The organism is Pseudomonas sp. D(2018) (assembly GCF_005502555.1).
Lineage (GTDB): Bacteria > Pseudomonadota > Gammaproteobacteria > Pseudomonadales > Pseudomonadaceae > Metapseudomonas > Metapseudomonas resinovorans.
On record NZ_SCOK01000022.1, the window covers coordinates 1 to 24,143 of the forward strand.

At 64.3% G+C, this 24,143-nt stretch carries 22 protein-coding genes and 1 tRNA gene; 12 read left to right on the top strand and 11 right to left on the bottom strand.

Annotated features, from left to right (window positions below; genetic code table 11):
* The 4 genes from FFS60_RS15455 to FFS60_RS15470 all read right to left on the bottom strand — a co-directional run.
* Positions 1–235 (bottom strand): OprD family outer membrane porin (locus tag FFS60_RS15455; protein WP_137822454.1); only part of this gene is annotated, 235 nt, incomplete at its 3' end.
* A 107-nt stretch (positions 236–342) separates the two neighbouring features.
* Positions 343–1,209, bottom strand: a complete 867-nt coding sequence (locus FFS60_RS15460; RefSeq protein ID WP_137822455.1) for an MBL fold metallo-hydrolase — start codon at positions 1,207–1,209, stop codon at positions 343–345.
* Positions 1,210–1,213: 4 nt separating this feature from the next.
* Complete coding sequence (locus tag FFS60_RS15465; protein WP_137822456.1) at positions 1,214–2,140, bottom strand: pyridoxamine 5'-phosphate oxidase family protein; 927 nt, start codon at positions 2,138–2,140, stop codon at positions 1,214–1,216.
* A 17-nt stretch (positions 2,141–2,157) separates the two neighbouring features.
* Positions 2,158–2,751, bottom strand: coding sequence for a glutathione S-transferase family protein (locus FFS60_RS15470; protein ID WP_028629507.1), 594 nt, complete (start codon positions 2,749–2,751; stop codon positions 2,158–2,160).
* Between the two features lie 154 nt (positions 2,752–2,905).
* Between FFS60_RS15470 and FFS60_RS15475 the strand changes: the two genes are divergently transcribed.
* A complete protein-coding gene (locus tag FFS60_RS15475; RefSeq protein ID WP_028629506.1) occupies positions 2,906–3,463 on the top strand; it encodes a TetR/AcrR family transcriptional regulator in 558 nt (185 codons plus the stop codon).
* Here the strand turns inward: FFS60_RS15475 and FFS60_RS15480 are convergent, their stop codons facing one another.
* Positions 3,464–5,425: a monovalent cation:proton antiporter family protein gene (locus FFS60_RS15480; RefSeq protein ID WP_137822457.1), complete on the bottom strand. Its 1,962-nt coding sequence runs from the start codon at positions 5,423–5,425 to the stop codon at positions 3,464–3,466. It abuts the gene before it with no gap.
* A 158-nt stretch (positions 5,426–5,583) separates the two neighbouring features.
* Between FFS60_RS15480 and FFS60_RS15485 the strand changes: the two genes are divergently transcribed.
* The gene (locus FFS60_RS15485; protein WP_137822458.1) at positions 5,584–6,735 is read left to right on the top strand and encodes a DUF5610 domain-containing protein; all 1,152 of its coding nucleotides are present in this window, start codon (positions 5,584–5,586) and stop codon (positions 6,733–6,735) included.
* Positions 6,736–6,780: 45 nt separating this feature from the next.
* Positions 6,781–7,020 (top strand): glutaredoxin family protein, encoded by a 240-nt coding sequence (locus tag FFS60_RS15490; RefSeq protein ID WP_028629503.1) that lies wholly within the window; start codon positions 6,781–6,783, stop codon positions 7,018–7,020.
* Between the two features lie 216 nt (positions 7,021–7,236).
* Here FFS60_RS15490 and FFS60_RS15495 read toward each other — a convergent pair.
* The 3 genes from FFS60_RS15495 to mobA form a co-directional block, all read right to left on the bottom strand.
* Positions 7,237–7,313: transfer RNA gene (locus tag FFS60_RS15495), tRNA-Pro, on the bottom strand.
* A 174-nt stretch (positions 7,314–7,487) separates the two neighbouring features.
* Positions 7,488–7,709, bottom strand: coding sequence for a YgdI/YgdR family lipoprotein (locus FFS60_RS15500; protein WP_028629502.1), 222 nt, complete (start codon positions 7,707–7,709; stop codon positions 7,488–7,490).
* Between the two features lie 78 nt (positions 7,710–7,787).
* Positions 7,788–8,375 (bottom strand): molybdenum cofactor guanylyltransferase MobA, encoded by a 588-nt coding sequence (gene mobA, locus FFS60_RS15505; protein ID WP_028629501.1) that lies wholly within the window; start codon positions 8,373–8,375, stop codon positions 7,788–7,790.
* 67 nt (positions 8,376–8,442) lie between these two features.
* Between mobA and moaB the strand changes: the two genes are divergently transcribed.
* Positions 8,443–8,982, top strand: a complete 540-nt coding sequence (gene moaB / locus FFS60_RS15510; RefSeq protein WP_028629500.1) for a molybdenum cofactor biosynthesis protein B — start codon at positions 8,443–8,445, stop codon at positions 8,980–8,982.
* Positions 8,979–10,193, top strand: coding sequence for a gephyrin-like molybdotransferase Glp (glp, locus tag FFS60_RS15515; protein ID WP_137822459.1), 1,215 nt, complete (start codon positions 8,979–8,981; stop codon positions 10,191–10,193). Before moaB ends, glp begins: the two co-directional genes overlap by 4 nt.
* Positions 10,194–10,383: 190 nt before the next feature.
* On the opposite strand, the gene FFS60_RS15520 is transcribed toward glp, so the two are convergent.
* Entirely contained in the window at positions 10,384–11,406 is a 1,023-nt protein-coding gene (locus FFS60_RS15520; protein ID WP_137822460.1) for an AraC family transcriptional regulator, read from the bottom strand.
* A 126-nt stretch (positions 11,407–11,532) separates the two neighbouring features.
* Between FFS60_RS15520 and FFS60_RS15525 the strand changes: the two genes are divergently transcribed.
* Genes FFS60_RS15525 through FFS60_RS15535 form a run of 3 tightly spaced genes read left to right on the top strand, consistent with a single transcriptional unit; the run spans position 11,533 to position 16,283 of the window.
* Positions 11,533–13,128 (top strand): FAD-binding oxidoreductase, encoded by a 1,596-nt coding sequence (locus tag FFS60_RS15525; protein WP_137822461.1) that lies wholly within the window; start codon positions 11,533–11,535, stop codon positions 13,126–13,128.
* A gap of 2 nt (positions 13,129–13,130) precedes the next feature.
* Complete coding sequence (locus tag FFS60_RS15530; protein ID WP_137822462.1) at positions 13,131–14,705, top strand: glycerol-3-phosphate dehydrogenase/oxidase; 1,575 nt, start codon at positions 13,131–13,133, stop codon at positions 14,703–14,705.
* Positions 14,706–14,723: 18 nt separating this feature from the next.
* Complete coding sequence (locus FFS60_RS15535; RefSeq protein WP_137822463.1) at positions 14,724–16,283, top strand: FGGY-family carbohydrate kinase; 1,560 nt, start codon at positions 14,724–14,726, stop codon at positions 16,281–16,283.
* Positions 16,284–16,316: 33 nt separating this feature from the next.
* Here FFS60_RS15535 and FFS60_RS15540 read toward each other — a convergent pair whose 3' ends face one another.
* Positions 16,317–17,015 carry a pirin family protein gene (locus tag FFS60_RS15540; RefSeq protein WP_028629494.1) on the bottom strand — a complete coding sequence of 233 codons (699 nt, stop codon included), beginning with the start codon at positions 17,013–17,015 and terminating at the stop codon, positions 16,317–16,319.
* Positions 17,016–17,223: 208 nt separating this feature from the next.
* On the opposite strand from FFS60_RS15540, the gene yegS reads away from it, so the two are divergent.
* The 3 genes from yegS (at position 17,224) to FFS60_RS15555 (ending at position 20,057) form a co-directional block, all read left to right on the top strand.
* Positions 17,224–18,126, top strand: coding sequence for a lipid kinase YegS (yegS, locus tag FFS60_RS15545; protein ID WP_137822464.1), 903 nt, complete (start codon positions 17,224–17,226; stop codon positions 18,124–18,126).
* 133 nt (positions 18,127–18,259) lie between these two features.
* Positions 18,260–19,186 carry a chemotaxis protein CheV gene (locus tag FFS60_RS15550; protein ID WP_137822465.1) on the top strand — a complete coding sequence of 309 codons (927 nt, stop codon included), beginning with the start codon at positions 18,260–18,262 and terminating at the stop codon, positions 19,184–19,186.
* Between the two features lie 67 nt (positions 19,187–19,253).
* Positions 19,254–20,057: an MOSC domain-containing protein gene (locus tag FFS60_RS15555; RefSeq protein ID WP_028629491.1), complete on the top strand. Its 804-nt coding sequence runs from the start codon at positions 19,254–19,256 to the stop codon at positions 20,055–20,057.
* A 51-nt stretch (positions 20,058–20,108) separates the two neighbouring features.
* Here the strand turns inward: FFS60_RS15555 and FFS60_RS15560 are convergent, their stop codons facing one another.
* Positions 20,109–22,043, bottom strand: a complete 1,935-nt coding sequence (locus FFS60_RS15560) for a transglycosylase SLT domain-containing protein (RefSeq protein ID WP_137822466.1) — start codon at positions 22,041–22,043, stop codon at positions 20,109–20,111.
* 185 nt (positions 22,044–22,228) lie between these two features.
* Between FFS60_RS15560 and FFS60_RS15565 the strand changes: the two genes are divergently transcribed.
* Positions 22,229–24,130, top strand: coding sequence for an ATP-binding cassette domain-containing protein (locus FFS60_RS15565; RefSeq protein ID WP_137822467.1), 1,902 nt, complete (start codon positions 22,229–22,231; stop codon positions 24,128–24,130).
* The last annotated feature ends 13 nt before the right edge of the window (positions 24,131–24,143 follow it).

The window sequence follows — 24,143 nt, forward strand, 5'->3', positions numbered from 1 at the left end:
CGACGCTGCCCTCGGTGTAGCCGGATTCGTAGCGCAGGAGGAAGCCCTGGGCCCATTCCTCGGCCTTGGCCTGAGGGGCGTTTTCCTGGCGGAAGTCGCGGTTGAAGTAGAAGTTACGCAGTTCCAGGCTGGCCTTGCTGTCCTTGATGAACTCGGCCTGGGCAATGCCGGGCAGGGTGAAACTGGCGCCAATCGTGGCCAGGGCCACGGCTCGCGCAAGCGAGGTCTTGCTCATTGTTATTGTCTCCTCGTTGGATTGCAGGTCGGTCGGGTCGTCCTGTTACAACGAGGTGACTAAAGCATTTCGTTACATTTCCTGTCTGTTAGACGATGGTCGGCCGCTCACTGCACCCACTGCGGGTAGTAGCCGAGCGCGTCCTGCACCTTGGCATCGTGGGCCGGAACCACCGTGAGCCCGGGTTCGCGCTGGAGTAGATCGTGAACCTTCTGCAGCTGGGCGCGGGTGGCTTCGCGGTCGTTGTCGACCATTCTGCTGCTGACCCAGAACTTCTCCTTCGGCCCGGTGAAGCCTTCCAGGCGCCAGCTGGCATCGCCGGTGAAAAAGAATCGCCGTCCATCGTCCAGGGTCAGGAACAGGCCAACCGAACCGGGCGAATGGCCGCTTAGCGGCACCAGCACCAGGCTGCGGTCGCCGAACAGGTCGAGGCTCTCCTCGAAACCCATGAACGGAATGGGCAGGAAAGTGAAGGGATGCCATTTGACGCCGTGGGCGAACTGGCTGGGCAGTATCGCCGGCGGCGTCGCGATTTCGGTGAACTCGATCTCTTCATAAGGCGCCCAGACCGGAACTTCGGGGAAGTCCGCCAGGGCCGAGGCGTGATCCCAGTGAGCGTGGCTCAGGACGATGCGGTCGATGCGGATGCCGTCACGGTCGAGCTGGTCGCGGGCCGGAGTTACGCTGCCGTATTGCATCAGTGGCTTGTCCCACCAGGGCATCTCGCGGCTGAACTGGTTGTCCACCTGGCGCCCGAGGCCGGTATCGAACAGCAGGGTGGCGGCATGGTGCTGGATCAGCAGCGCCACATGGTTGGCCTTCACTTTTTCGGTCCACTTTCCATCGGCCACGGTAAAGGCATCCAGGGTTTCGGTTTCAGCGGTCTTCACCAGGGCGAAGCGCAGGCCCTCGGCCTGGGCGAAGAAGCTGAACGTGCTGAGCAGGAGCAGCAGGACGTACGAACGCGGGTGCATGGATTCAGTATCCTTGGGGCAGGAATGGAGAGGGACGTGGCGAGTCGAAGCTCAGCGGCAGGCGGCTTCGACGCAGGCGCCAGCGGCCTGGGGTCAGGGCCACCAGGCGCTCCGCGCCGGGCAGGTCTGGCAACTCGCCTGAGCCGGTCTGGTCCGGCCAGAGGATTTCCGCATGGGCCTCCAGGTGCAGCAGGTCACCGCTGTTGAAGTCGACCCAGAGCAGGCCGCATCGGGGCTCCAGCAGCAGGTTGCCGAGGGTGTTGAACATCTGGTTGCCGCTGTAGTCCGGCAGCCAGAGGCGGCCGTCTTCACCCAATCGCGCGAAGCCCGGCGTGCCGCCACGGTGGGAAATGTCGACGCCGCCGGTCTGCGGGTCCAGATGCTGGCTGGCAATGAACAGGGTATCGCTGCGCTCCACCAACCCCAGCCAGCGCTGATCCAGACCGTTGCCTTGTTCCAGGGGGCCTGCCGGGCGCGCTTCCCAGTGCCAATCGCGAGCCTGGATGTACTTTGGGCAATTGCCGAATGACTGTTGCACGGCGACGGTGAAGCCCTCTCGGTCGCTGTCTACCAGCGGGCCGTTCAGGCGATTGCGCCGCCGTGTCGGCAGTTCCAGGCCGAGCAGGCCCAGGCGTGCGGCGCCGTGCAGATTGGCGGTCAAGGGGTCGTCGGCTTCCGGGCGGGCGTTGATCCGCAGCAGGCTGGGTTCTGGCGAATGAGCAAAGCCCGGCTTGCCCCAGAGCACGGAGGCCTGGGGTTGGCCGTCGCTGTCCAGACTGCCGACCAGCATCCAGGGCAACTGGGCGAAGAACTGCCGATGCTGCTCCGGCATATGGTCGCGGATCATCCGGCTGCCCATCGCTTCCACCTGCTCACGCACGCCAATACGGCTCTGAATCGCTTGTTCGCCGGGGTGGAAAGGACTGTTCATGGTGACCTCCAGATCGCTTAGAAGTGGGGCAGCTCGACGTAGCCGGGCAGGGCACGAATGCGCGCGAACCAGGTGTGCAGGTGCGGGTAGGGCGCCAGATCCAGACCGCCCTCGTCGGCCATGGCCAGGTACGGGTAGACCGCTACGTCCGCGATGGTGGGGTGCTCGCCGACCAGCCATTCACGTTCGGCCAGATGCGCGTTTACCAGTTCCAGTGTCTGGCGGCCACGGGCCTGGGCGTCCTCCAGATCCACCGGGCGACCGAACTTCAGCCCGATTCGCGCTCTTGCTGCGCCGTTATGGATCTCGTTGGCTGTCAGGCTCAGCCAACTGGCAATCTGGGACTGGACAACGGCGTCCAGCGGGTACCAGTGCGTATCCGCGTAGCGTCTGGCCAGATAGACCAGGATGGCCTGGGAGTCGACCAGCGGCTGGCCATCGTCTACCAGTACAGGAACCTGGCCGCGTGGGTTGAGCGCGAGGAACTCGGCACACTTCTGCGCGCCCTTGGGCAGGTTCACCGTCAGCAATTCGGCCGGCTGACCAATCAGGCCGAGGAACAGGCGGACCTTGTAGCAGTTGCCGGAGAGGTAGAAGTCGTGGAGTTGCATGACGAGTCCTTCGCGATGAATTGTGGATTGGAGAATAGACAGACAGGTCTGTATATTTCAAGGGCAAAATTTGCGTTGCCCTGCGATTCCGTACCCTGTGTGGTTTGAGCCGGCCAGGGCGGATGCGCATAATGCGTCGGTTCAGGAGGCTGCAATGGCATCGAGCAAACGCGATCAACTGGTCAACACCGCCCTCGCGCTCTTCTATCGCGAAGGCTTCCATGCCACCGGAATCGACCGCATCCTGGCTGAGTCCGGTGTGGCGAAGATGACCCTCTACAACCACTTCAAGTCCAAGGACGAGCTGATCATCGCCGCCTTGGAGTCCCGCTTCGCGCCTGCGGCCGAGCGTTTGGCTTGGGCGTTCGAGCACCTGCCACCGCGGGAAGCCATCCTGCGGGTGTTCGACGGGCTGGCCGAGTGGCTCCGGCAGGACGAATTCTGCGGCTGTGCGTTCATCAACGCCGCTGCCGAATTCCATGATCGCGAGCACCCGGTTCATCGCCTCGCCGCGTCCTACAAGATCGCCACGCAAAATTACTTCCGCGATGCCCTGATACGCCTGAAGGCCGCCCAGCCTGATCGCCTGGCGCGTCAGTTGCAGTACTTGATGGAGGGGGCGATCAGCATGGCCCACATCCAGGGGCCGGGCGATCAGGCGCTGGAGGCCAAGGACGCTGCCAATGTGCTGCTCGAGGCGGCTGGTCTTTGATCAGTCGCTGCCTGTAAGCAGCAGGGCTTCACCGGCTTCTATGGCCTGCAGGCCACCGCAGATCAGCACCGCGTCACCGTCCTGCAACAGTGTCTCGTCGGCCGACTGCAAGGGCGCGCCCAGGCGACGTATGCCCTGCACTTCGAGACCCAGTCGCTCAAGACGCAAGTCGCCCAGGGTGCGGCCGCACGCATAAGCGCCTTCGTTCAGGTTCACAGCGTGCAGCAGCCGTCGCGGCTGTCCATGGGCATCCACCAGATTGGCCTGGCCGCCCGGGTAATAACCATGGAGCAAGCGATAGCGGTTGCGTCGCACCGCTTCCATATGAGCTTCCACCCGGCTGCGGGGCAGGCCCAGCAGCACCAGCGCATGAGAGGCCAGCATCAGGCTGGACTCCATCACCTCCGGCACGACCTCGGTGGCTCCGGCCGCCTGGAGCCTGGCCAAGTGGCTGTCGTCACGGGTGCGTACCAGTATCGGCAAGGCAGGGTGCAGCTGGCGTGCGCTTTGAACCACCTTCAAGGCGATGTCGGCATCGTTCACCGCGACCACCAGCAGTCGCGCTCGCAGGGTGCCCACAGCTTCCAGTAGATCCGCCCGGCGGGAGTCGCCGAAGTGCACGTTGCGCTCGCCGGCAGCGGCTTCTTCAATCCGGACCGGATCGTCGTCCAGTGCGACAAAGGGAATTGCCTGTTGCTCCAGGATGCGCGCGATGGATTGGCCAACGCGGCCATAGCCGCAGATCACCGCATGGTTATTCAGCGTTGTGCTGTGCGCCGCGATCGCTTCCAACGGGTCGGCGCCCCTCGCTCGTCGTTGCAGGTACGCCGCCAGCCTTGGGGCGGAGCGCAAGAGCGGCGGGGTGAGGACCATGGAACAGAAGATTGCGCTGAGCAACAGGCTGGCCTGCTGCCCGTCCAGGAGGCGGCCGTGCTGCGCCTGGGTTACCAGGGCGAAGCAGAACTCGCCACCCTGTGCCAGTGCCACGCCGGTGCGCCAGGAGGTTTCGAGATCATTGCCCCGCAGCCTTGCCAGCAGGGCGATAACGCTGCCTTTTACCAGCAGCAGGGTAAGCGCAATGCCAGCAATCAGCGCGCCGTGCTCGGCGAACTGGTTCAGGTCGATGAGCATCCCCACGCTGACGAAGAACAATCCGAGGAGGATGTCGCGAAAGGGGCGGATATCGGCTTCCACCTGATGGCGATAATGGCTTTCGCCCAGGAGCATCCCCGCCAGGAAGGCGCCGAGCGCCATGGACAGGCCCAGCAGGTGGGTGATCCAGGCCGTCAGCAGCACGATGACCAGCGCCAGCATGACGAACAGTTCTGCCGAGTGGACCTGGGCCACCTCGCGAAACAGCCGGGGCAGAAGCCAGCGACTGACCGCCAGCAGGCCAACGAACAGCAGCAACGTCTTGCCAAGGGTGATGGCTACCGCCCAATACCAGGCGTCCTGCCGGTCACCGGTGAGGGCGGGCACCAGCGTAAGCAGGAGTACCGCAACGAGGTCCTGGAAAATCAGCACACCGATGGCGTTCTGCCCATGAGGGGAAAACACTTCGCCCAGGCTGCCCAGCTCTTTACCCACGATCGCCGTCGACGAGAGCGCGAGGCCGGCACCTATCAGGCAGGCCACGCCGATATCCATCCCGATCCATAGCAGCAGGCCTGTCAGTGGCAGGCCGCAGGCCAGAACCTGCAGGCTGCCGAAACCGAAAACCACCTGGCGCAGGGCGATCATCTTCGGCAGCGAGAACTCCAGTCCCAGCGTGAACAGCAGGAACACCACCCCCATCTCCGCCAACTGAGGCAGGTTGTCGTCATAGTCGACCCAGCCGAAAGCTGAGGGGCCCAGCAGCAGGCCCACGCAGAGGTAGCCCAGAACCGGCGGGAGCCGCAGGCGGTGGAACAGCGCAATGACCAGTAGCGAGGTCGCCAGGATGATCAGCAGGTTGCCGGGCAAGGGTGTGGCCTCCGGAGGCTATGGGGACGCTTTCAGTTATAGCGCCTGGTGATGGGGGCGGGGACGATCACCCGATGTGAACCGGCCATCGCCTTCGATTCAAGTTTTGCAGCGCCCGGCCGCCACAGAGGGACACCGCTGACTCCGGATGCCCCGTCATGAATGCCCTGGCTTCTCTCGCTTCTTCCGCCCAACGTTCCGCGTTCCCCGGTCTGGCTTCCGCTTTCGCGCGCAAGCAGGTGGATGCGCAAGAGGCCCTGGCCAACCGTCTCGGTGAGCGCCTGGGGCTGGAGCCGGGCGCCCTCAACGACAAGGCGTCCAACTACAGCCCGGAGAAGGTCGCGGACCGTGTGCTCGGTTTCATCGACCAGCGCCTGAGCAAAGAGAAGGCTGAAGGGGCAGACCCGGCCAAGCTGCAGGGCCTGCTCGATCAGGCACGCGCCGGGATACAGAAGGGATTCGATGACGCGCGGAAAATACTTGATGGGCTGGGTGTGCTCGGCGGCAAGGTGGTTGAGGACATCGACGACACCTTTGGCCGTATCCAGGACGGCCTGGACAAGCTGCAGAAGACCTACACCCAGCCCGCACAGGCCACTCAGGGTGAGGGGGCCGTGGCGGTTGCCGGCTACAGCGAGCGTTTTGCTGCCAAGGCTGAAACCTTCGACCTGGAGGTGAAGACCCGCGACGGCGACAGGCTGCGTATCTCCATTGCCCAGGCGTCGGCCAGTTGGTCGCGCAGCAGTGTGGTGGCGGCGAGCGACGGCAAGAACGCCCTGGTGGCCGCCAGCAGCCAATCGTCCAGTCTGCAGATCGGTGCCTGGCAGATCGAAGTCGACGGGGAGCTGGATGACGAGGAGAAAGCTGCCCTGAGTGACCTGCTCGGCCAGGTCCAAGACATCTCCAGCAAGTTCTACTCCGGCGACGTGGCCGGCGCCTTCGACCGCGCCATGGCCCTGGACATGGACGGCGAGCAACTGGCCTCCATGTCGATGCGCCTCACCCAGACCAAGGTCATGCAGGCGACCGACGCCTATGGCGCCGTCGCCCAGCAGGGCGGCCAGGCGGCCAGCGCGGTCAATGGCAACCTCAAGGACTACGCCAATAGCCTCCTGGATGCCCTGCGCAGCGCCGGTGAGCTTGCGGACAATGGCCGCGACACCCTGGAACAATTGCTCAAGGGCGGTTTCGCCCTCGACGAACGGTTCGACCCAAGTCAGCTGGCCAAGGCCGAAGCCTTCAACAGTCGCCTGCTGGACGGCCTACAGCCCTTGCTGGACAAGGCTCAGGGCCAATCCACCGACGCCTGACGCGTGCTAGAATTCGCGCCTTGCTGATCTTCGAGGCGCGTCGCAATGCTTCCTGAATGCCAACTTTTCGGCACCCTCGGCTGCCACCTGTGCGAGGTGGCGGAAGGTGTGCTCATGCCCTTCGTCGAACGCGGACTGATGGTGGAGCTGGTGGACATTGCCGACCGCGAAGAGTGGGTCGAGTCCTACGGGCTGCGCATCCCAGTCCTGCGCCGCTGTGATACCGGACATGAACTGGGCTGGCCTTTCGATGCGACGTCCGTGGCGTCCTTCCTGTCCAGCTGAGCGCTTCTTCACCCTTCGGGGTGTATGCAGGGATGGGCCGGTGAGGTCCGGCATTCTGGCTGGACGTTCACGGCCCTGCACACCTGAGGCGGGCCTTGGCGATCGGAAAGCAATAGCCCCGGCAGCACATGATGCTCCGGGGCTTTCTTGCATCCGCTGAGAGGGAGAAATCGCAGGCAATAAAAAACCCGCCTTTAAGGCGGGTTTTTCGGGATTTGGTCGGAGCGACTGGATTCGAACCAGCGACCTTCTCGTCCCGAACGAGACGCGCTACCAAGCTGCGCTACGCTCCGTTGTGTGGCGCGCATTCTACAGAAAAACTTTTGGCCTACAAGGGGTTAGCAGAAAATTTTTTAAGTTTTTGCGCTGGGAAGTGGTGGGCGAGTGGAAGGCTAAGAACGGCGCGGGGTCGCCGGGGGAGGGGGGAAGGCCCGCTTCGCGATGAAGGCGGAAGCGGGCCGGGCGAATCAGAGTTCCTTGATGGTGCGGACCTGATCCTTGTTCACCTTGGCGTGTTTGCCATCCAGTTGTTCGAACTCGTAGAAGCCCGAATCCTCGTCGTAGTCGGGTTTGTCCACGGCCTGGATCTCGCGCCCGTCATTAAGGGTGATCACGGTCGGCGAGGAGCAGCCGGCCAGAGTGAAAAGGCCCATTGCGAGCAGGAAAGCGGGGGCTATCCGCTGGTTCATCGTCATCTCCTTGATGGTTACGCTGGTTGTACGCAGCTTCTGACGAAGAACTTCCCGGCAAAGTTCCAGGAATCTGACTCAGTCCTTCAGATCCAAACCATCGACCAGGTCGGGGGTGTTCAGGTTCGCCAATCGTGGATCGCCCTCCGGGCAAATCACCTCGACGGGGGCCAACTGGCGAAGGATGCGTTGCGGGCTGCGTTCTCCGGCCTGCCAGCCGGCTTCCAGCACCGGCAACACGGCGCGGGGCAGAACGCAGAATAGCGGCTCCCAGAATGCACCTTGGCGGACCATCACGGGGCGCTCGCAGGCAGCTTCGAGAAGGCTGGCGATCAGCGCGTCATCAACCCGTGGGGCATCGCAGGGGAGGATCAGCACGTGCTCGTGGCGGGCTGCCGCAAGGCCCGCGCGGATGCCGGCCAGTGGTCCTTGGTAGTCGGGGCTGTCGTCCTGCACCAGTTGGTCGGCCCAGGTGGCATAGCGCTCGGCGTTGCGGTTGCAGGAGATGATGAGGTCGTCCGTGAGGGGGCGCACCCGCTCGTGCAACCAGGCGATCAGGGGGCGGCCCTGCCATTCCACCAACCCCTTGTCGCGACCACCCAGGCGCTGCCCGCGGCCGCCGGAAAGCAGCAGTACGGAGAAGGGTGGTAAAGGCTTGTCGGACATGGCGCGGTCTCTCTGGCGGCGCTGTGATATAACACCGGGCATTCACTCCTACAACTGGAAGCCTGCCATGAGTCACAAGGCCGAGGCGGTGTTCGTGCCGCTCAATATTGCCGTTCTTACTGTCAGTGATACCCGCAGCCTGGAGACCGATACCTCCGGCCAGCTCTTCGTCGATCGCCTCACTGTCGCGGGTCATAACCTGGCCGCGCGGGTGCTGCTGAAAGATGATCTGTACAAGATCCGCGCCCAGGTTGCCACCTGGATCGCCGACGACGCTGTGCAGGTGGTGTTGATCACTGGTGGTACCGGCTTTACCGGCCGCGACAGCACCCCCGAGGCGGTGGCCTGCCTGCTAGACAAGCAGGTGGACGGGTTCGGCGAGTACTTCCGACAGATTTCCGTGGCGGACATCGGCACCTCCACCATGCAGTCCCGCGCGCTGGCCGGCCTGGCCAACGGTACCCTTGTGTGCTGCCTGCCAGGTTCCACCAATGCCTGCCGCACTGCCTGGGACGGCATCCTTGCCGAGCAGTTGGACAACCGCCATCGCCCCTGCAATTTCGTACCGCACCTGACCCAGGCCAACGCCTGCGAGAGCCGCGGATGAGCGGTTGTGATCATCCCGGCCTGATGCCTGTCGAGGACGCCCTGGCGCGCCTGCTCGACTTGGCTGCGGCTGCGCCGATCGACGCGCGTGAAACCGTTGCACTGGCCGAGGCCGACGGCCGGGTGCTGGCTTTTCCACTCGTGGCGGGTCTCGACCTGCCGCCGTGGGACAACAGCGCCATGGACGGTTATGCCCTGCGCCTGGCCGACTGGCAGGGTGAGCCGCTGGTGGTGAGTCAGCGAATTCTCGCGGGCAGTGCGCCCGGGCCGCTGCAGCCGGGCACTTGCGCGCGAATTTTCACCGGTGCGCCGTTGCCTGCGGGTGCGGACCTGGTGGAGATGCAAGAGAACGCCGAAGTCCTGGCCGATGGCCGGGTGCGTTTCCTTGAGCCGCTGAGAGCGGGACAGAACGTCCGCCCCCGTGGCCAGGAAACCCGCACCGGCGAAGCCGTGCTGCCTGCCGGTACCCGTCTGGGGCCGATCGAGATGGGCCTGTGTGCTTCCCTGGGCGCCGCAGAACTGGTGGTGCGCCGTCGTCCTGTCGTTGCCGTGATCTCCACGGGTGACGAACTGGTACCGCCCGGCCAGCCCCTGGGGCCAGGGCAGATCTACAACAGCAACCGCAGCCTGCTGATTGCCTGGCTGAAGCGCCTGGGCTGCGCGGTGGTGGATGCCGGCATCCTGGCCGACGACCTTCAGCTCACCCGAAAGGCGCTGGCGGACCTGGGGCACGTGGACCTGATCCTCTCCACCGGCGGCGTTTCCGTGGGCGAGGCGGATTTCCTCGGCGCGGCGCTGCGGGAAGAGGGCGAGCTTTCGCTGTGGAAGCTGGCGATCAAACCGGGCAAGCCGCTGACCTTCGGGCATTTCCGCGGTGTGCCGGTGATTGGCCTGCCAGGCAATCCGGCTTCCACCCTGGTGACCTTCGGCCTGTTGGCGCGGCCTTATCTGTTGCGTCGCCTTGGCGTGGAAGATGTTGAGCCGCTGGGCTTCGTTGTGCCGGCCGGTTTTACCTGGAAGAAGCCCGGCAACCGTCGCGAGTACCTGCGTGCTCGGCTGGAGAACGGCCGCGCGGTGATCTACCCGAACCAGAGTTCCGGCGTGCTGCGCAGCGCGGCCTGGGCTGAGGGGCTGGTGGAGGTGTTGGAAGGCACCACCCTGGCCGAGGGGGATACGTTGCGGTTCATTCCGCTGAGCGAGTTGCAGGCCTGACAGCCGGGCCTTGGTACGGGTTACGTGTTGCAGGCAGCTGCATGGCCCGTAGGCGCCGGCTTGCCAGCGGATGGTCCCGTTTCGCTGGCAAGCCAGCTCCTACAAGGCTGTTGGCCCGTTGGTGAATCTCTCGCAACAGCTAACGCAGACATAGCGAATTCATTCGCCAAGCAGGCTGATGGTCTGCCCTTCAGCCCTGACGTTTCGCCTCGCGGTACTCCCCCGGCGTCTGCCCCGTCCAGGCTTTGAAGCTGCGGTGGAAGGATCGCGATTCGGTGAAGCCCAGGTAGCAGGCGATGTCCTGGATCGGCAGGTCGCTGCGCAGCAGATAGTGCTCGGCCAGATCGCGGCGCAGTTCATCGAGTATCTGTTGGTAGCTGGTGCCGGCTTGTTGCAGGTGGCGCTGCAGGGTGCGCACCGTCATGTGGAACTTCTCCGCCACGCGTTCCTTGCGTGGCAGACCGTCCTTGAGCAGCAGGCGCAAGGCGTTCTTCACCCGTTGTGGCAGCGGTTCGTCGTTATCCAACCCGGCCATCAGTGCCAGGGCGTGCTCTTCCAGGGTGCGCAGCAGGTTGGCATCCGCCTGGCGCAATGGCACTGCCAGGTACTCGAAGGGGACCAGCAGGGCGTTGCAGGGTTGCTCGAAGCGTACCGGGCAGCCGAAGACCTCTTCGTAGTCTTCGATTCGAGTTGCTTCCGGCTGGACGTGCTCGAACCAGACCTCCCTCGGTGAGCGCTGCATATCGGCGATCCAGCGGGCGTAAAGCAGCCAGGAGGCGAGTACGTTTTCCACCATGTGGCGACGGATCGCCGGGTCCTGGTGGCGGCAGGTCCAGATCATCCGCACCAGTTCGCCTTCGGCCTCCATGCGGCTCACGCCCATGTCCCCCACCAGCTTCTCGTAGGGCGCAATGCGGCTCATGGCTTCGCCCAGGGTGGCGCAGTTCATGGTGATGTAGCCCAGCACGCTCCAGGAGCCGGGCTGCACGTATCGCGCCGAATGCAGGCCGAAAAGGGCGTCGCCGGATTCGCGAATCAGGTAACCCAGCAGTCGCTCGTGGATTTCACTGGGCAGGCGCCGGCCGTTGTCCGCCAGATCCTCCGGACGAATGCCCGCCGCGGCGAGCGTGGAAGCCTGATCCAGGCCAAGCTGTTCCGCGTGGCGCAGGTACTTGAGAAGGGCGGGAACCGAGGTATAGCCGAGGGCGTGCATGCGTTTTCTTGTTATGTCCTGATTGGCGATGGCCACTGTCCCGATTCGACAGTGACGCCTTTGCGCGGCTGGCTAGTATAGGCAGCCATCGAAATCCTCCGAAACAACCCGAACAAGGAGAATGGCATGCGACGCTGGAACGGCTGGGGCGATGAGGCGACGGTGGTGGAACTGCCTGCCAATGGAGCGGCTTTCCTGGCCGAGCGCATCGGTGAAGGCCAGCCCCTGCCTGATGCCAGTCTGGAACAGGTGCTGGCCTGCGTGCCGGCCTCGCGCCTGGACGCCCACCCGCTGATCAGCCTGGATGCCGAAACGCGCGTCCGTCACGCCCGTGGCCAGAGCCTGCCGGACTGGCTGGCCATGCGCGAAGGCGACTTCGGTCAGTTTCCCGATGGCGTGGCCTTTCCGGAGACTTCGGAGCAGATCCGCCAGTTGCTGGCCCTGGCCGTCGAGCGCGACTTGGTGGTCATTCCTTATGGCGGTGGCACTTCGGTAGCCGGCCATATCAATCCCCAGGCCAGTGCTCGGCCGGTGCTGACGCTTTCCCTGGAGCGCATGAGCCGCCTGCTGGAGCTGGACGAGGAAAGCCAGATCGCCACCTTCGGCCCCGGTGCCAGTGGCCCGCAGGTGGAAAGCCAGCTTCGTGCTCGTGGCTATACCCTCGGCCATTTCCCGCAGTCGTGGGAGCTGTCCACCCTTGGCGGCTGGGTCGCCAGTCGCTCCAGTGGCCAGCAGTCCCTGCGCTATGGGCGTATCGAGCAGCTCTTTGCCGGCGGCACCCTGGAAACCTTTGCCGGCTCGATGGAGTTGCCGACCTTCCCGGCGTCGGCCGCGGGGCCGGACCTGCGCGAGCTGGTGCTTGGCTCGGAAGGACGCTTCGGGGTGATATCCGAAGTTCGCGTACGGGTTACCCGATTGGCCGAGCGGGAATCCTTCTACGCGGTCTTCCTGCCCAGTTGGAGCCAGGCGCTCAAGGGGATTCGCAGCCTGGCCCAGGCGCGGGTGCCGCTGTCCATGCTGCGCCTGTCCAACGCCATCGAGACCGAGACGCAACTGGCCCTGGCCGGGCATCCGGGGCAGATTGCCCTGCTGGAGAAGTACCTGGCCCTGCGCGGCGCCGGGGCGGGCAAGTGCATGCTGACCTTCGGCGTGACCGGCAACCGCGCGCAGAACGCCGCGTCGCTGAAGCAGGCCAAGCGTCTGCTGAAAGGCTTCGGTGGCGTGTTTACCGGCACCTTGCTGGGCAAGAAATGGGAGCACAACCGCTTCCGTTTCCCGTACTTGCGCCACGCACTCTGGAGCGCCGGCTATGTGGTGGACACGCTGGAAACCGCGACCGATTGGGTCAATGTCGACAGCCTGCTCGGCAAGATCGAGAGCAGCTTGCGCAACGGTTTGAAGAACGAGGGTGAGCGGGTGCACGTGTTCACTCACCTGTCCCACGTGTACGGCGAGGGTTCGAGCATCTACACCACCTACGTCTACCGTCCCGGGGGCAGCTACGCCGAAGCGCTGGCACGCTGGAGCAAGCTGAAGCACGCCGCCAGTGATGTGATCGCGCAGAATCGCGGCACTATCAGCCACCAGCATGGCGTCGGTCGCGACCACGCGCCCTGGCTGCCGGTAGAGAAGGGCCCGCTGGGCATGGCTGCCCTGCGTACCCTGGCTGTGCATTTCGACCCCGAGGGCCGTCTCGCCCCGGGTGTGCTGCTCGAGGATTGAGCATGGGCGTCTGGAACGCCGAGTGGCGCACGGCTGCGTTGCCGGACCTGGCCAGCCGCGATTGGGACTTGATCGTGGTCGGTGGCGGTATCTGCGGCGCGGGCATCCTGCGGGAGGCGGCGCGCCGGGGCTGGAAATGCCTGTTGTTGGAGCAGCGCGATTTTGCCTGGGGCACGTCCAGTCGCTCGTCGAAAATGGTCCATGGCGGCCTGCGCTACATCGCCAAGGGGCAGTTCGGCCTGACTCGCGCCTCAGTGCGTGAACGTCAGCGCCTGCTGGCCGAGGCGCCGGGGCTGGTGGAGCCGCTGAGCTTCGTCATGCCGCATCGGGGCGGTTTCCCGGGGCCGAAGGTGTTCGGCGGTCTGCTGGCGGTCTATGACGCCCTGGCAGGACGGCGCAACCACCTCTACTACCCGCTGCAGTCGTTGCGCTACCTGGTGCCAGGCCTGAGCGAAGGCGGCCTGCAGGGCGGCACCCGATTCTTCGATGCCGTGACGGACGATGCCCGTCTGGTGATGCGGGTGCTGGGCGAAGCCCGCACGGATGGCGGCGAGGCGTTGAATGGTGTGCGAGTGGTGGCATTGCAGCGGGAGCAGGGCAGGGTGACTGGCCTTGAGGCCGAGGACCTGGAGAGCGGTCAGCGCTTCACGTTCCGCACTCGCGCCGTCGCCCAGGCGACCGGTGCCTGGGCGGATCGCCTGCGTGCCGCCCAGGGTACGGAGCATATCCGCCCCCTGCGGGGCAGCCATCTGCTGCTACCGGGTTGGCGTTTGCCGCTGGCCCACGCCATCAGCTTCATGCATCCGGCGGATGGGCGCCCGGTGTTCGTCTTCCCCTGGGAGGGGGCGACCGTGATCGGTACAACTGACCTCGACCATGGGGATGGGCTGGACCAGGACGCGCGCATCAGCGAAACGGAAGTGGACTATCTGCTGCAGGCTTGTGCGCTGCAGTTCCCCGCATCCGGGATCGGCCGGCGCGATGTGCTGTCCACCTGGGCGGGCGTGCGGCCGGTGGTGAGCGATGGTGAGGCGCGGCTGAAACCGTCGGATGAGAAGCGTGAGCATGTCCTCTGGGTCGAGCCCGGCTGTGTGACCCTGGCCGGCGGCAAGCTGACCACCTTCCGCCTGCTGGCGCTGGAGGTGCTACGCGCCTGCGCAGGCTTTGTCGGCCGCGCCTTGGAGGCGGGCGACGATCCGGTATTCAAGCCCTGTGTAGCACCTGCAGTCCCGGCCCTGTCGCCCGCCCAGCGTCTGCGCCTGTTGGGTCGCCATGGGGGCGGCATAGCGGAGCTGGTGCGTTGGGTCGAGCTGCTGGGTAATGAACGCGTCGGCGCCACCGATACCCTGTGGGCCGAGCTGGCCTGGGCGGCTGAGGGTGAACTGGTGCTGCACCTGGATGATCTGCTGCTGCGCCGGACCCGTCTGGGCCTGCTGCTGCCGGAGGGCGCTTGCGGCGAGCTGCCACGAATCCGTGCGCTGTGCCAGCCGCTCTTGGGCTGGGACGATGCTCGCTGGGCGCGGGAAGAGGCCGATTACCTGGCCCTCTGGCGGCGCTGCTACAGCCTGCCCGAATAACAAGAACAAGGACGCATCGTGAGCGAGAAGAGTTATCTGCTGGCCATCGACAACGGCACCCAGAGCGTACGGGCTCTGTTGTTCGACCTGGAAGGCAACCTGGTGGGCAAGGGCAAGGTGCCCCTCGAGGCCTATTACTCCAGCCAGCCCGGCTGGGCCGAACAGGACCCGGAGTACTACTGGAGCAGCCTGGGCGAAGCCTGCCGGCTGCTGTGGGAATCGGTGGACATCGACCGCAGCCTGATCCGTGGCGTCTCGCTGACCACCCAGCGCGGCACCGTCATCAACGTCGACGAACAGGGTCGGCCGCTGCGCCCGGCCATTCTCTGGCTGGACCAACGCCAGGCAGAGGTGCAGGGGCGCATCAAGGGGGCCTGGGGCTGGCTGTTCAAGGCCATCGGCCTGGAGGGCACGGTGGACTATTTTCGCGCCCAGGCCGAAGCCAACTGGGTAGCGCAGAACCAGCCTGAGGTCTGGGCAAGGACCCACAAGGTCCTGCTGCTTTCAGGTTTCCTCAGTCGCCGGCTGTGCGGGCGCTTCGTCGACTCGGTGGCCTGCCAGGTGGCCTATCTGCCATTCGACTACAAGCGCCTGCAGTGGGCCGCGCCACGGGATTGGAAATGGCAGTCGATGCCGGTGCGTCGCGAACAGTTGCCCGAGCTGTTCAAGCCGGGACAGCGTCTGGGGAGCATCACTGCCGAAGCCAGTCGCCATACCGGGATTCCGGAAGGTCTGCCGCTGATCGCTGCCGGTGCCGACAAGGCCTGCGAGGTGATCGGTGCCGGCGGGGTGGAGCCGAGCGTGGCCTGCCTGTCCTATGGCACCACCGCCACTATCAACACGACGCGGCGCAAGTACCTGGAAACCATTCCGCTGATACCGCCGTATCCAGCGGCCATTCCCGATCACTTCAACACCGAGGTGATGATTTATCGCGGCTTCTGGATGGTCAGCTGGTTCAAGCAGGAGTTCGGCCTGCGTGAGATGCAGCGGGCCAAGGAGCTGGGCGTGGAGCCCGAAGTGCTGTTCGACGAGTTGGTTAACAGCGTGCCCCCTGGCTCCATGGGGCTGATGCTGCAGCCCTACTGGTCCCCTGGCATCCGTGAGCCGGGCCTGGAAGCCAAGGGTTCGATCATCGGTTTCGGCGATGTGCACACCCGCGCACATATCTATCGCGCCATCCTCGAAGGGCTGGCCTATGCCCTGCGCCAGGGCAAGGAACAGATCGAGAAGCGTTCTGGTACGGGGATCACGCGCCTGCGGGTGTCCGGGGGTGGTTCGCAGAGCGATGCGGCCATGCAACTGACCGCTGACATCTTCGGTCTGCCGGCGGAGCGGCCCCATGTCTACGAAACCTCCGGCTTGGGCGCGGCTATCGATTGCGCGGTGGGCCTGGGCCTGCATCCGGACTTCCCTACGGCGATCCGCGCCATGACGCGGGTGGGGCAGGTTTTCCAGCCCGATCCGCAGGCGCAGCGCACCTACGAGCGGTTGTATCGGGAGGTTTACCAGGGGATGTACAAGCAGTTGAGGCCGCTGTATCGGAAGATCCGGGATATCACCGGTTATCCGGCGTAGGAGCGAGCAAGCTCGCTCCTGCATGAGCCCGCGTCAGGCCACATCCACGAGGACGATTTCGCTGTCCTCGCTGGCGGTGAAGCTGAGCACCTCCACATCGCGTACCGCCACGCCATCGCGGGCTTCGGCGGCGACGCCGTTCACCTCGTAACGACCCTTGGCGGCCACCAGATAGGCCTGGCGGCCTTTCTCCAAACGGTACTCGGCGCTCTGTCCAGCCTTGAGTGTGGCGGCTGCAAGCCGGGCATTGGCGCGGATATGCAGTGCGTCGCCACCTTCATCGATACCGCTGGCCAGGGTCACGAAGCTGCCGGCACGCTCGCCCTTCGGGAACGGACGGGCACCCCAGGAGGGGGCGGCGCCGTATTCGGTTGGCATGATCCAGATCTGGAAGATCTTGGTGGTTTCGTCTTCCAGGTTGTACTCGCTGTGGGCGATACCGGTGCCCGCGCTCATCACCTGTACGTCGCCGGCCTCGGTACGGCCTTTGTTGCCCAGGTTGTCCTGGTGGGTAATGGCACCTTCGCGGACGTAGGTGATGATCTCCATGTCCTGGTGCGGGTGCGGCGGGAAACCGGAGTGGGGGGCGATTTCATCGTCGTTCCACACGCGCAACTGGCCCCAGTTCATTCGCTGGCTGTCGTAGTAGCTGGCGAAGGAAAAGTGATGTCGAGCATTGAGCCAGCCGTGGTGAGCACCACCCAGTTCGGCGAAGGGGCGTACTTCGATCATGTTCGAGTCTCCTGTCTGCTCGCGGAGGGGGTTCTCCGGGAGGAATGGGTGGCATGATCAATCATCATATAAGGCTGTAAAAGCGCAAATTATTCGGTTTTCCTATCTACAAAGTTGATTGTTTGTCCGGTCAGTAGATTGCCGATGGCGCCTTCGGTGGGGGCTTGCGGTCCTATACTCCGGCCATTCCCGAACGACGGAGGTGAGCATGGATGAGCGCAAGGCCTTGCTGATCCTGCATGGCAAGCAGGCGGCCAACGATGAGGTGCGGGCAGCCGTCCAGGCACGCCGTAAAGCGGGGTGGGAGCTGGCTGTGCGGGTTACCTGGGAAGGCGGCGATGCTCGGCGCCTGGTGGACGAGGCCCTGGCGAGGGGGTATCGCACGCTCATTGCCGGGGGCGGCGATGGCACCCTGCGGGAGGTGGCCGAAGCCATGACCCTGGCAAAGGCCGACGCCAGCCTGGTGCTGTTGCCGTTGGGGACGGCCAACGACTTCGCTCGTGCGGCCGGCGTGCCCCTGGACCCGCAGGAAGCATTGGCGTTGCTCGACGTGGCACCGCGCGCGATCGATCTGGGCGACGCCGATGGCCACCTGTTCCTCAATATGGCGACCGGCGGTTTCGGCTCGAAGATCACGGCTAACACCTCCGAAGACCTGAAGAAGGTGCTGGGTGGGGCCGCTTACTTTCTCACTGGGCTGACGCACTTTTCAGAGGTGCACTCGGCTTTCGGGCGCTTCCGTGGGCCGGACTTCGCCTGGGAGGGGGAGTTCCTTGCGCTCGGCATCGGCAATGGGCGTCAAGCGGGCGGAGGTCATCCATTGTGTCCGCAGGCGGTGGTGAATGATGGCCTGCTGGACCTCTGCATCATTCCAGCGCCCCAGGATGTGGTGGGAACCCTGGCCACGTTGCTTTCTGGCGGCATCCTCGGGTTGGAGTCGGTGTCAGTCAGCGCGCGCTTGCCCTGGGTGGACGTTGAGGCGGTGGAGGGGTTGGACCTGAATCTCGATGGCGAGCCGCTGGAAACGGTGCGCCTGCGCATCGCTGCGCGTGCCGGCGTGCTGCGAGTGCATCTGCCAGAGCATTCCCCGCTGCTGCTGCTGCCGACTTGAAAGTCGGTGTGCTGGCGTCATGGGTTTGGCTGCGGCATGATGGCTCGGTGCCATGGCTTCAGGTTTCTGGCCTCCTGCCGAAATACTGCCAAGGCACTCCTGCCCACCACCGCATTGCAGCAGAGGAAGTTCCATGGCCGGCATTCTCGACACCGTCGATCAACGCACCCAGCTAGTGGGTGAAAACCGGCTTGAAATCCTGATGTTCCGTCTCAGTGGTCGCCAGCTTTTCGCCATCAACGTGTTCAAGGTGCAGGAAGTGCTGCAGTTGCCGAAGATGACCCTGATCCCGCAGCGGCATCCGGTGGTGTGCGGCGTGGTCAACTTGCGTGGCCAGACGCTGCCGGTGATCGATCTGTCCCAGGCCATCGGTATGCGCCCGCTGGTGCCGGATGAGCGCAGCACCATCATCGTGACCGAGTACAACCGTTCGGTGCAGGCCTTCCTGGTAGGGGGCGTGGACCGCATCCTCAACCTCAACTGGGAATCCATCATGCCGCCGCCAGGCGGCGCCGGTCGTCAGCACTATTTGACGGCCATCACCAAGGTGGACGAGCAGATCGTCGAAGTCATTGACGTCGAGAAGGTGCTGTCCGAGATCGTGCCCATGAGCACCCGTGTTTCCGCGGAGCGCCTGGAGAACCCGCTGCTGCAGATGGCGGTAGGGCGCGAGGTGCTGCTGGTGGATGACTCCACCGTCGCCTTGACCCAGTTGCGGGAAACCCTGTCGCAGCTCGGGATGCGCATGCACATGGCCAGTGATGGCCTGAAGGCCCTGAAGATGCTCAAAGCCTGGGCCGATAGCGGCGAGGACATGACCGAGAAGCTGCTGATGATCTTCACGGATGCGGAAATGCCGGAGATGGACGGTTACCGCCTGACCACGGAAATACGCAACGATCCACGCCTGCGCGACCTCTATGTGGTGATGCACACCTCGCTGTCAGGCAGCTTCAACGACGCCATGGTGAAAAAGGTCGGCTGCGACAACTTCCTCTCCAAGTTCCAGCCCGACAAGCTGGTCGATGTGGTGATGGATCGTCTCAATCGGAATCAATGAGCTTGAGCTGAGCCGGGGCGGCTGAGTATAAGGGGGGCTCGCTCGAACGCCGATCAGGAAGCTGGCCATGCTGCGTCTCTCCGCCCTTTATCGTTTTCCCATGAAATCCGCCATTGGCGAACCCCTTCAGCAGGCTCGGGTTGATGCCCTGGGCCTGGCGGGCGATCGCCGCTGGATGCTGGTAGATGCCGAAAATGGCCGATTCCTGACCCAGCGCGCCTTTTCCAGGATGTCCCAGCTTTCGGCGCGCTGGAACGCTGTCGGTGGTCTGACCCTGAGTGCCGAAGGGTTGCCAGCCCTGGATGTCGCGCTGCCCGAACCCGATGCGAACCTGCGTGGGACTTTCGTCTGGGGCGCCCCTATGCATGTGCCGGATGCAGGCGACGAGGCGGCGCAATGGCTGAGTGACTTCCTCGGCAAGGCTTGCCGCCTGGTGCATGTGCCGGACCACCGCGCACGGGATATTCCCGGCAGTCTGCTGCCCGAGGAGAAAGTAGGCTTCGCCGATGGTTTTCCGCTGCTGCTGATTGGTCAGGCCTCGCTGGATGACCTCAGTGAGCGGGTGGGGCGACCGCTGGAAATGCTGCGCTTCCGTCCGAACCTGGTGGTAGAGGGCAGTGCGGCCTACGCCGAGGACAGCTGGAAGCGCATTCGCATTGGCGGTATCGAATTCAGTGTGGCCAAAGGGTGCAGTCGCTGCATCCTGACCACCATTGACCCGGCCACCGGTGAGCGGAGTGCCGACCGTGAGCCGCTCACGACCCTCAAGACCTACCGCGAGCGCGATGGTGAAGTGTATTTCGGGCAGAACCTGATCAATCGCAGCGCCGGCGTGCTGGATGTGGGGATGGAAGTCGAGGTTCTGGAGTAGTTCGAACCTCGTCAATGAAGAAGGGCGCTGATTTGCGCCCTTTCTCATGCATTACTGGTCGTCGAAGTACCGCTCGTGCCAATCCACCAGGGGCTGCGGGGCGTTCAGTTTGTGCCCGTAGATCACGGAGTAGGACAGCACGTTCTGCACATACTGGCGGGTTTCGTCGAAGGGAATTGTCTCGACCCAGACATCGTAGGCCAGGTGATCGGCCCCTTTCAGCCACTGGCGCACGCGGCCGGGCCCGGCGTTGTAGGCCGCTGAGGCCAGTACGCGGTTGCCGTTGAACTGGCCGTGCACCTGGCTCAGGTAGGCAGCGCCGAGCTGGATGTTGACGTCGGGGTTGAATGCCTGCTTCGGCGAAGCCAGCGGAATACCGTACCTGCGCGCGGTTTCCTTGGCGGTGGCCGGCATCAGTTGCATCAGGCCCATGGCGCCAGCACCGGAGCGGGCGTCGGCCATGAAGGCGCTTTCCTGGCGAGTGATGGCGAATACCCAGCTGGAGTGCAGGCCGCGAACTTTTGCCTGCTGGGTCAGCGCCGAGCGGTGGGCCATGGGGAAGCGGATATCCAGGTCGTCCCAGTACTGGGCCTGGCTGATGGTGCGAATGGCCGGGAAGTACCATTGCATGTCGTAGGCGATCTTGGCCTGGGCCACCATCTCGTCGCGGTTGAACAGGCGGCTGACGTGGTACCACTCGCGGCGACCGTTGACGATCTCGCCGCGATCATGGAACTCCAGCGCACGGCGGATGCCAGCGGTGTTGCGCACTTTCTGCATCACCTTGGGATCGAGGGCCAGCGGCTTGTTGTTCAGCTGATATGGCGCCTTGATGTGGTCGGCGGCCATGAAACCGTAGAAGTCGCGCTCGCGAGCGACCGGCTGATAGAGCGGGATCGGCTGCTGGCTCTGTGGCTGGGCCAGCTGCAGGCTGCGCGCCTGCCAGTAGCGCCAGCGATTGGTCTTGGCCAGGTCTTCGGGCATCTGCCGGGTCAATTGGTAGGCGTCGTCCCAGCGGCCCAGGCGCAGCAACAGGCGTGCGCGCCATTCGCTGACCGTGTTGTCGCGCAGCTCCGGGTCGTACTGGGTCATGATCTTGAGGGCGCGGGAGTCGAAACGCTTGGCCAGGGTCAGGCCGATTTCGCGAGCGATGGCCACCTTCTCTTCCTTGGAGAAGGGCAGGCGTGCGGCATAGACCTCCAGCAGGCTCAGGGCCTTTTCCGGGTTTTGGCGAGCCAGGCGGCGCAGGCCAAGGCCGGCGGCATCCGCCGTGTGTCGGTCAGCCGGCGTGAAACGGGCGGTCTGACTCAGCAACTGCGGCTTCTGCGCCACTTCCACCATGAGTTTGCCTTGAGTACCAAGGCGCGGCATGGTCTTTACCAAGTGGTTGGCCAGGCCATAGTTGCGCGCTTCAGCAGCCAGCTTGGTGCGCTTCCAGCGCAGTTCCTCGCTCAACTGCCCTTCGGCTTTCCACATACCAAAGAGCACGTCGCAGGCCTCGGGTTGGGACTTGCCCACCAGCCAGAGCTTTTCGGCGGTGGCATAGCCTTCCTTCTTCATGCCGTGTTTGAGCTGGTACTGGCCGAACAGGCAGTCCAGTTCGGTGAAGTTGAGCTTGGGATCGTAGTAGTTGACGAAGGTCTGCCATTCCCCGCGTTCGGCCAGCCAGCGCAGCCAGCGCAATTTCATCCAGCCGGCCTGCGGCAGGTCGCCGTGCTCGGCGAGGAACTTCTCGATCTCCTCGTTGCTTGCCCATTTCAGACGGGCGGTCAGCTCGTCGTAGGCCAGGTAGGGCTCCAGCGGATAGTCGCTCAGGGCATTGGCGTAGCGCTCATAGGGGCCGGAATCACCCTTGGCCAGGGCTCGCTTGGCCTCGTCGTACATCAGGCGCTGCTGGGCGAGCGGGGCCGCGGAGGCCTGGCTGGCGTGCAGGCCTACCGTGGAAAGGAGCAAGCAGGAAAACAGGTTGAGCAGACGACCGCGCATGACACTTCCGGGGCAGATATATCGTTATGAATGCCCGTTTCGGGGCATCGAATAGCGCCTAGCTTAGCCGTTAGGCAGGGGCGGTTAAAGCATTGCGCCAGCAGGAGAAACCGGCGGTAAAAATTGCCCGAGAGGCGGTACCGCAAGTCGGGTAGAATGCGCGCCCTGATCCAGGAGGCCCCCCCATGACACTGCTCAAGTTCACCGATGTATCCCTCGCCTACGGCGCCATGCCGCTGTTGGATAAGGTGTCCTGGCAGATCGCCCGTGGCGAGCGGGTGTGCATCATTGGTCGCAACGGCACCGGCAAATCCAGCCTGCTGCGCTTGGTCAAGGGTGATCAATTCGCTGATGATGGCGAAATCTGGCGCGCACCGGCGCTGAAAATCGGTGAGCTACCGCAAGAGCTGCCGCTCGCCGATGATCGCACCGTATTCGATGTGGTGGCCGAAGGCCTGGCAGAGGTCGGCAAGCTGCTCGCCGAGTACCACCACCTGAGCCTGCATATCAACGACGAGAATGACCTGGCGCGTCTGTCCCGGGTTCAGCAGGACCTGGAAGCGCGCGACGGCTGGCGACTGCAGCAGTTGGTGGATAGCACCCTGAGTCGCCTGCAACTGCCGGCGGACAAGACCCTGGCGGAGCTCTCCGGTGGCTGGCGCCGTCGCGTGCTGCTGGCCCAGGCATTGGTGGCCGAGCCAGACCTGCTGCTGCTCGATGAGCCCACCAACCATTTGGATATCGGCGCCATCGCCTGGCTGGAAGAGGCCCTGCTGGGTTTCAACGGCGCCGTGTTGTTCATTACCCACGACCGTTCCTTCCTGCAGAACCTGGCCACTCGTATCCTCGAGCTGGACCGTGGTCATCTGATCGACTGGAACGGTGACTACGCCAGCTTCCTGGTGCACAAGGAGCAGCAGCTGGCGGCGGAAGAAGTGGCCAACGCCCTGTTCGACAAGCGCCTGGCCCAGGAAGAAGTCTGGATTCGCCAGGGCATCAAGGCCCGTCGTACCCGTAACGAAGGCCGGGTGCGTGCGCTCAAGGCGATGCGCAACGAGCGTTCAGAGCGTCGCGAGCGTCAGGGCAAGGCTACGTTCCAGCTGGAGGCAGCGGAAAAATCCGGCAAGCAGGTGATGGTGGCGGAAAACGTCAGCTTCGCCCATGCAGGCGAGGAGCCGCTGATCCGCGATTTCAACCTGGTGCTGCAGCGCTCCGACCGTATCGGCCTGCTGGGTGCCAACGGTACCGGCAAGACCACGCTGCTCAAGCTGCTGCTGGGCGACCTCCAGCCCACCGGTGGCAGCATTGAGGTCGGCACTCGCCTGGAAGTGGCGTATTTCGACCAGCTGCGTCACCAGCTGGATCTGGAAAAGACCGTAATCGATAACCTCTCCGAAGGCCGCGACTTCATCAGTATCGACGGCCAGAACCGCCATGTACTGAGCTACCTGGGGGACTTCCTGTTCAGCCCGCAGCGCGCCCGTACGCCGGTAAAGGCGTTGTCTGGTGGCGAGCGGGCACGACTGTTGCTGGCCAAGTTGTTCAGCAAGCCGGCGAACCTGCTGGTGCTGGACGAACCGACCAACGACCTGGATGTGGAAACCCTGGAGCTGCTCGAAGAGGTGCTGCTGAATTTCCCTGGCACGGTGCTGATGGTCAGCCACGACCGCGCGTTCCTCGACAACGTGGTCACCAGCACGCTGGTGTTCGAAGGGCAAGGCCGCGTTCGCGAGTACGTTGGTGGCTACCAGGATTGGCTGCGCCAGGGCGGCTCGCCGCGTCTGCTGGGCGTGGGTGACACGCGGGAGGCCAAGGCCGAAGCGCCCAGGGTTGCCGAGCCTGCTCCTGTTGCGGTTGAGGTACCCAAGAAGAAGCTGAGCTACAAGTTGCAGCGTGAGCTGGAGGCCATTCCCGGGCAGATCGAGGCTCTGGAAGCGGAGCAGGTGAGGGTGCAGGCGGAAGTCTCCGATCCGGCCTTCTATCAGCGCCCAGCGGAACAGACCCGCATGGTGCTGGAGCGCCTGGATGACTTGCAGAAGGAGCTGGACCGTCTGATCGAGCGTTGGGCGGAGCTGGAAGACAGTTGAGGAAGTGAGCCGG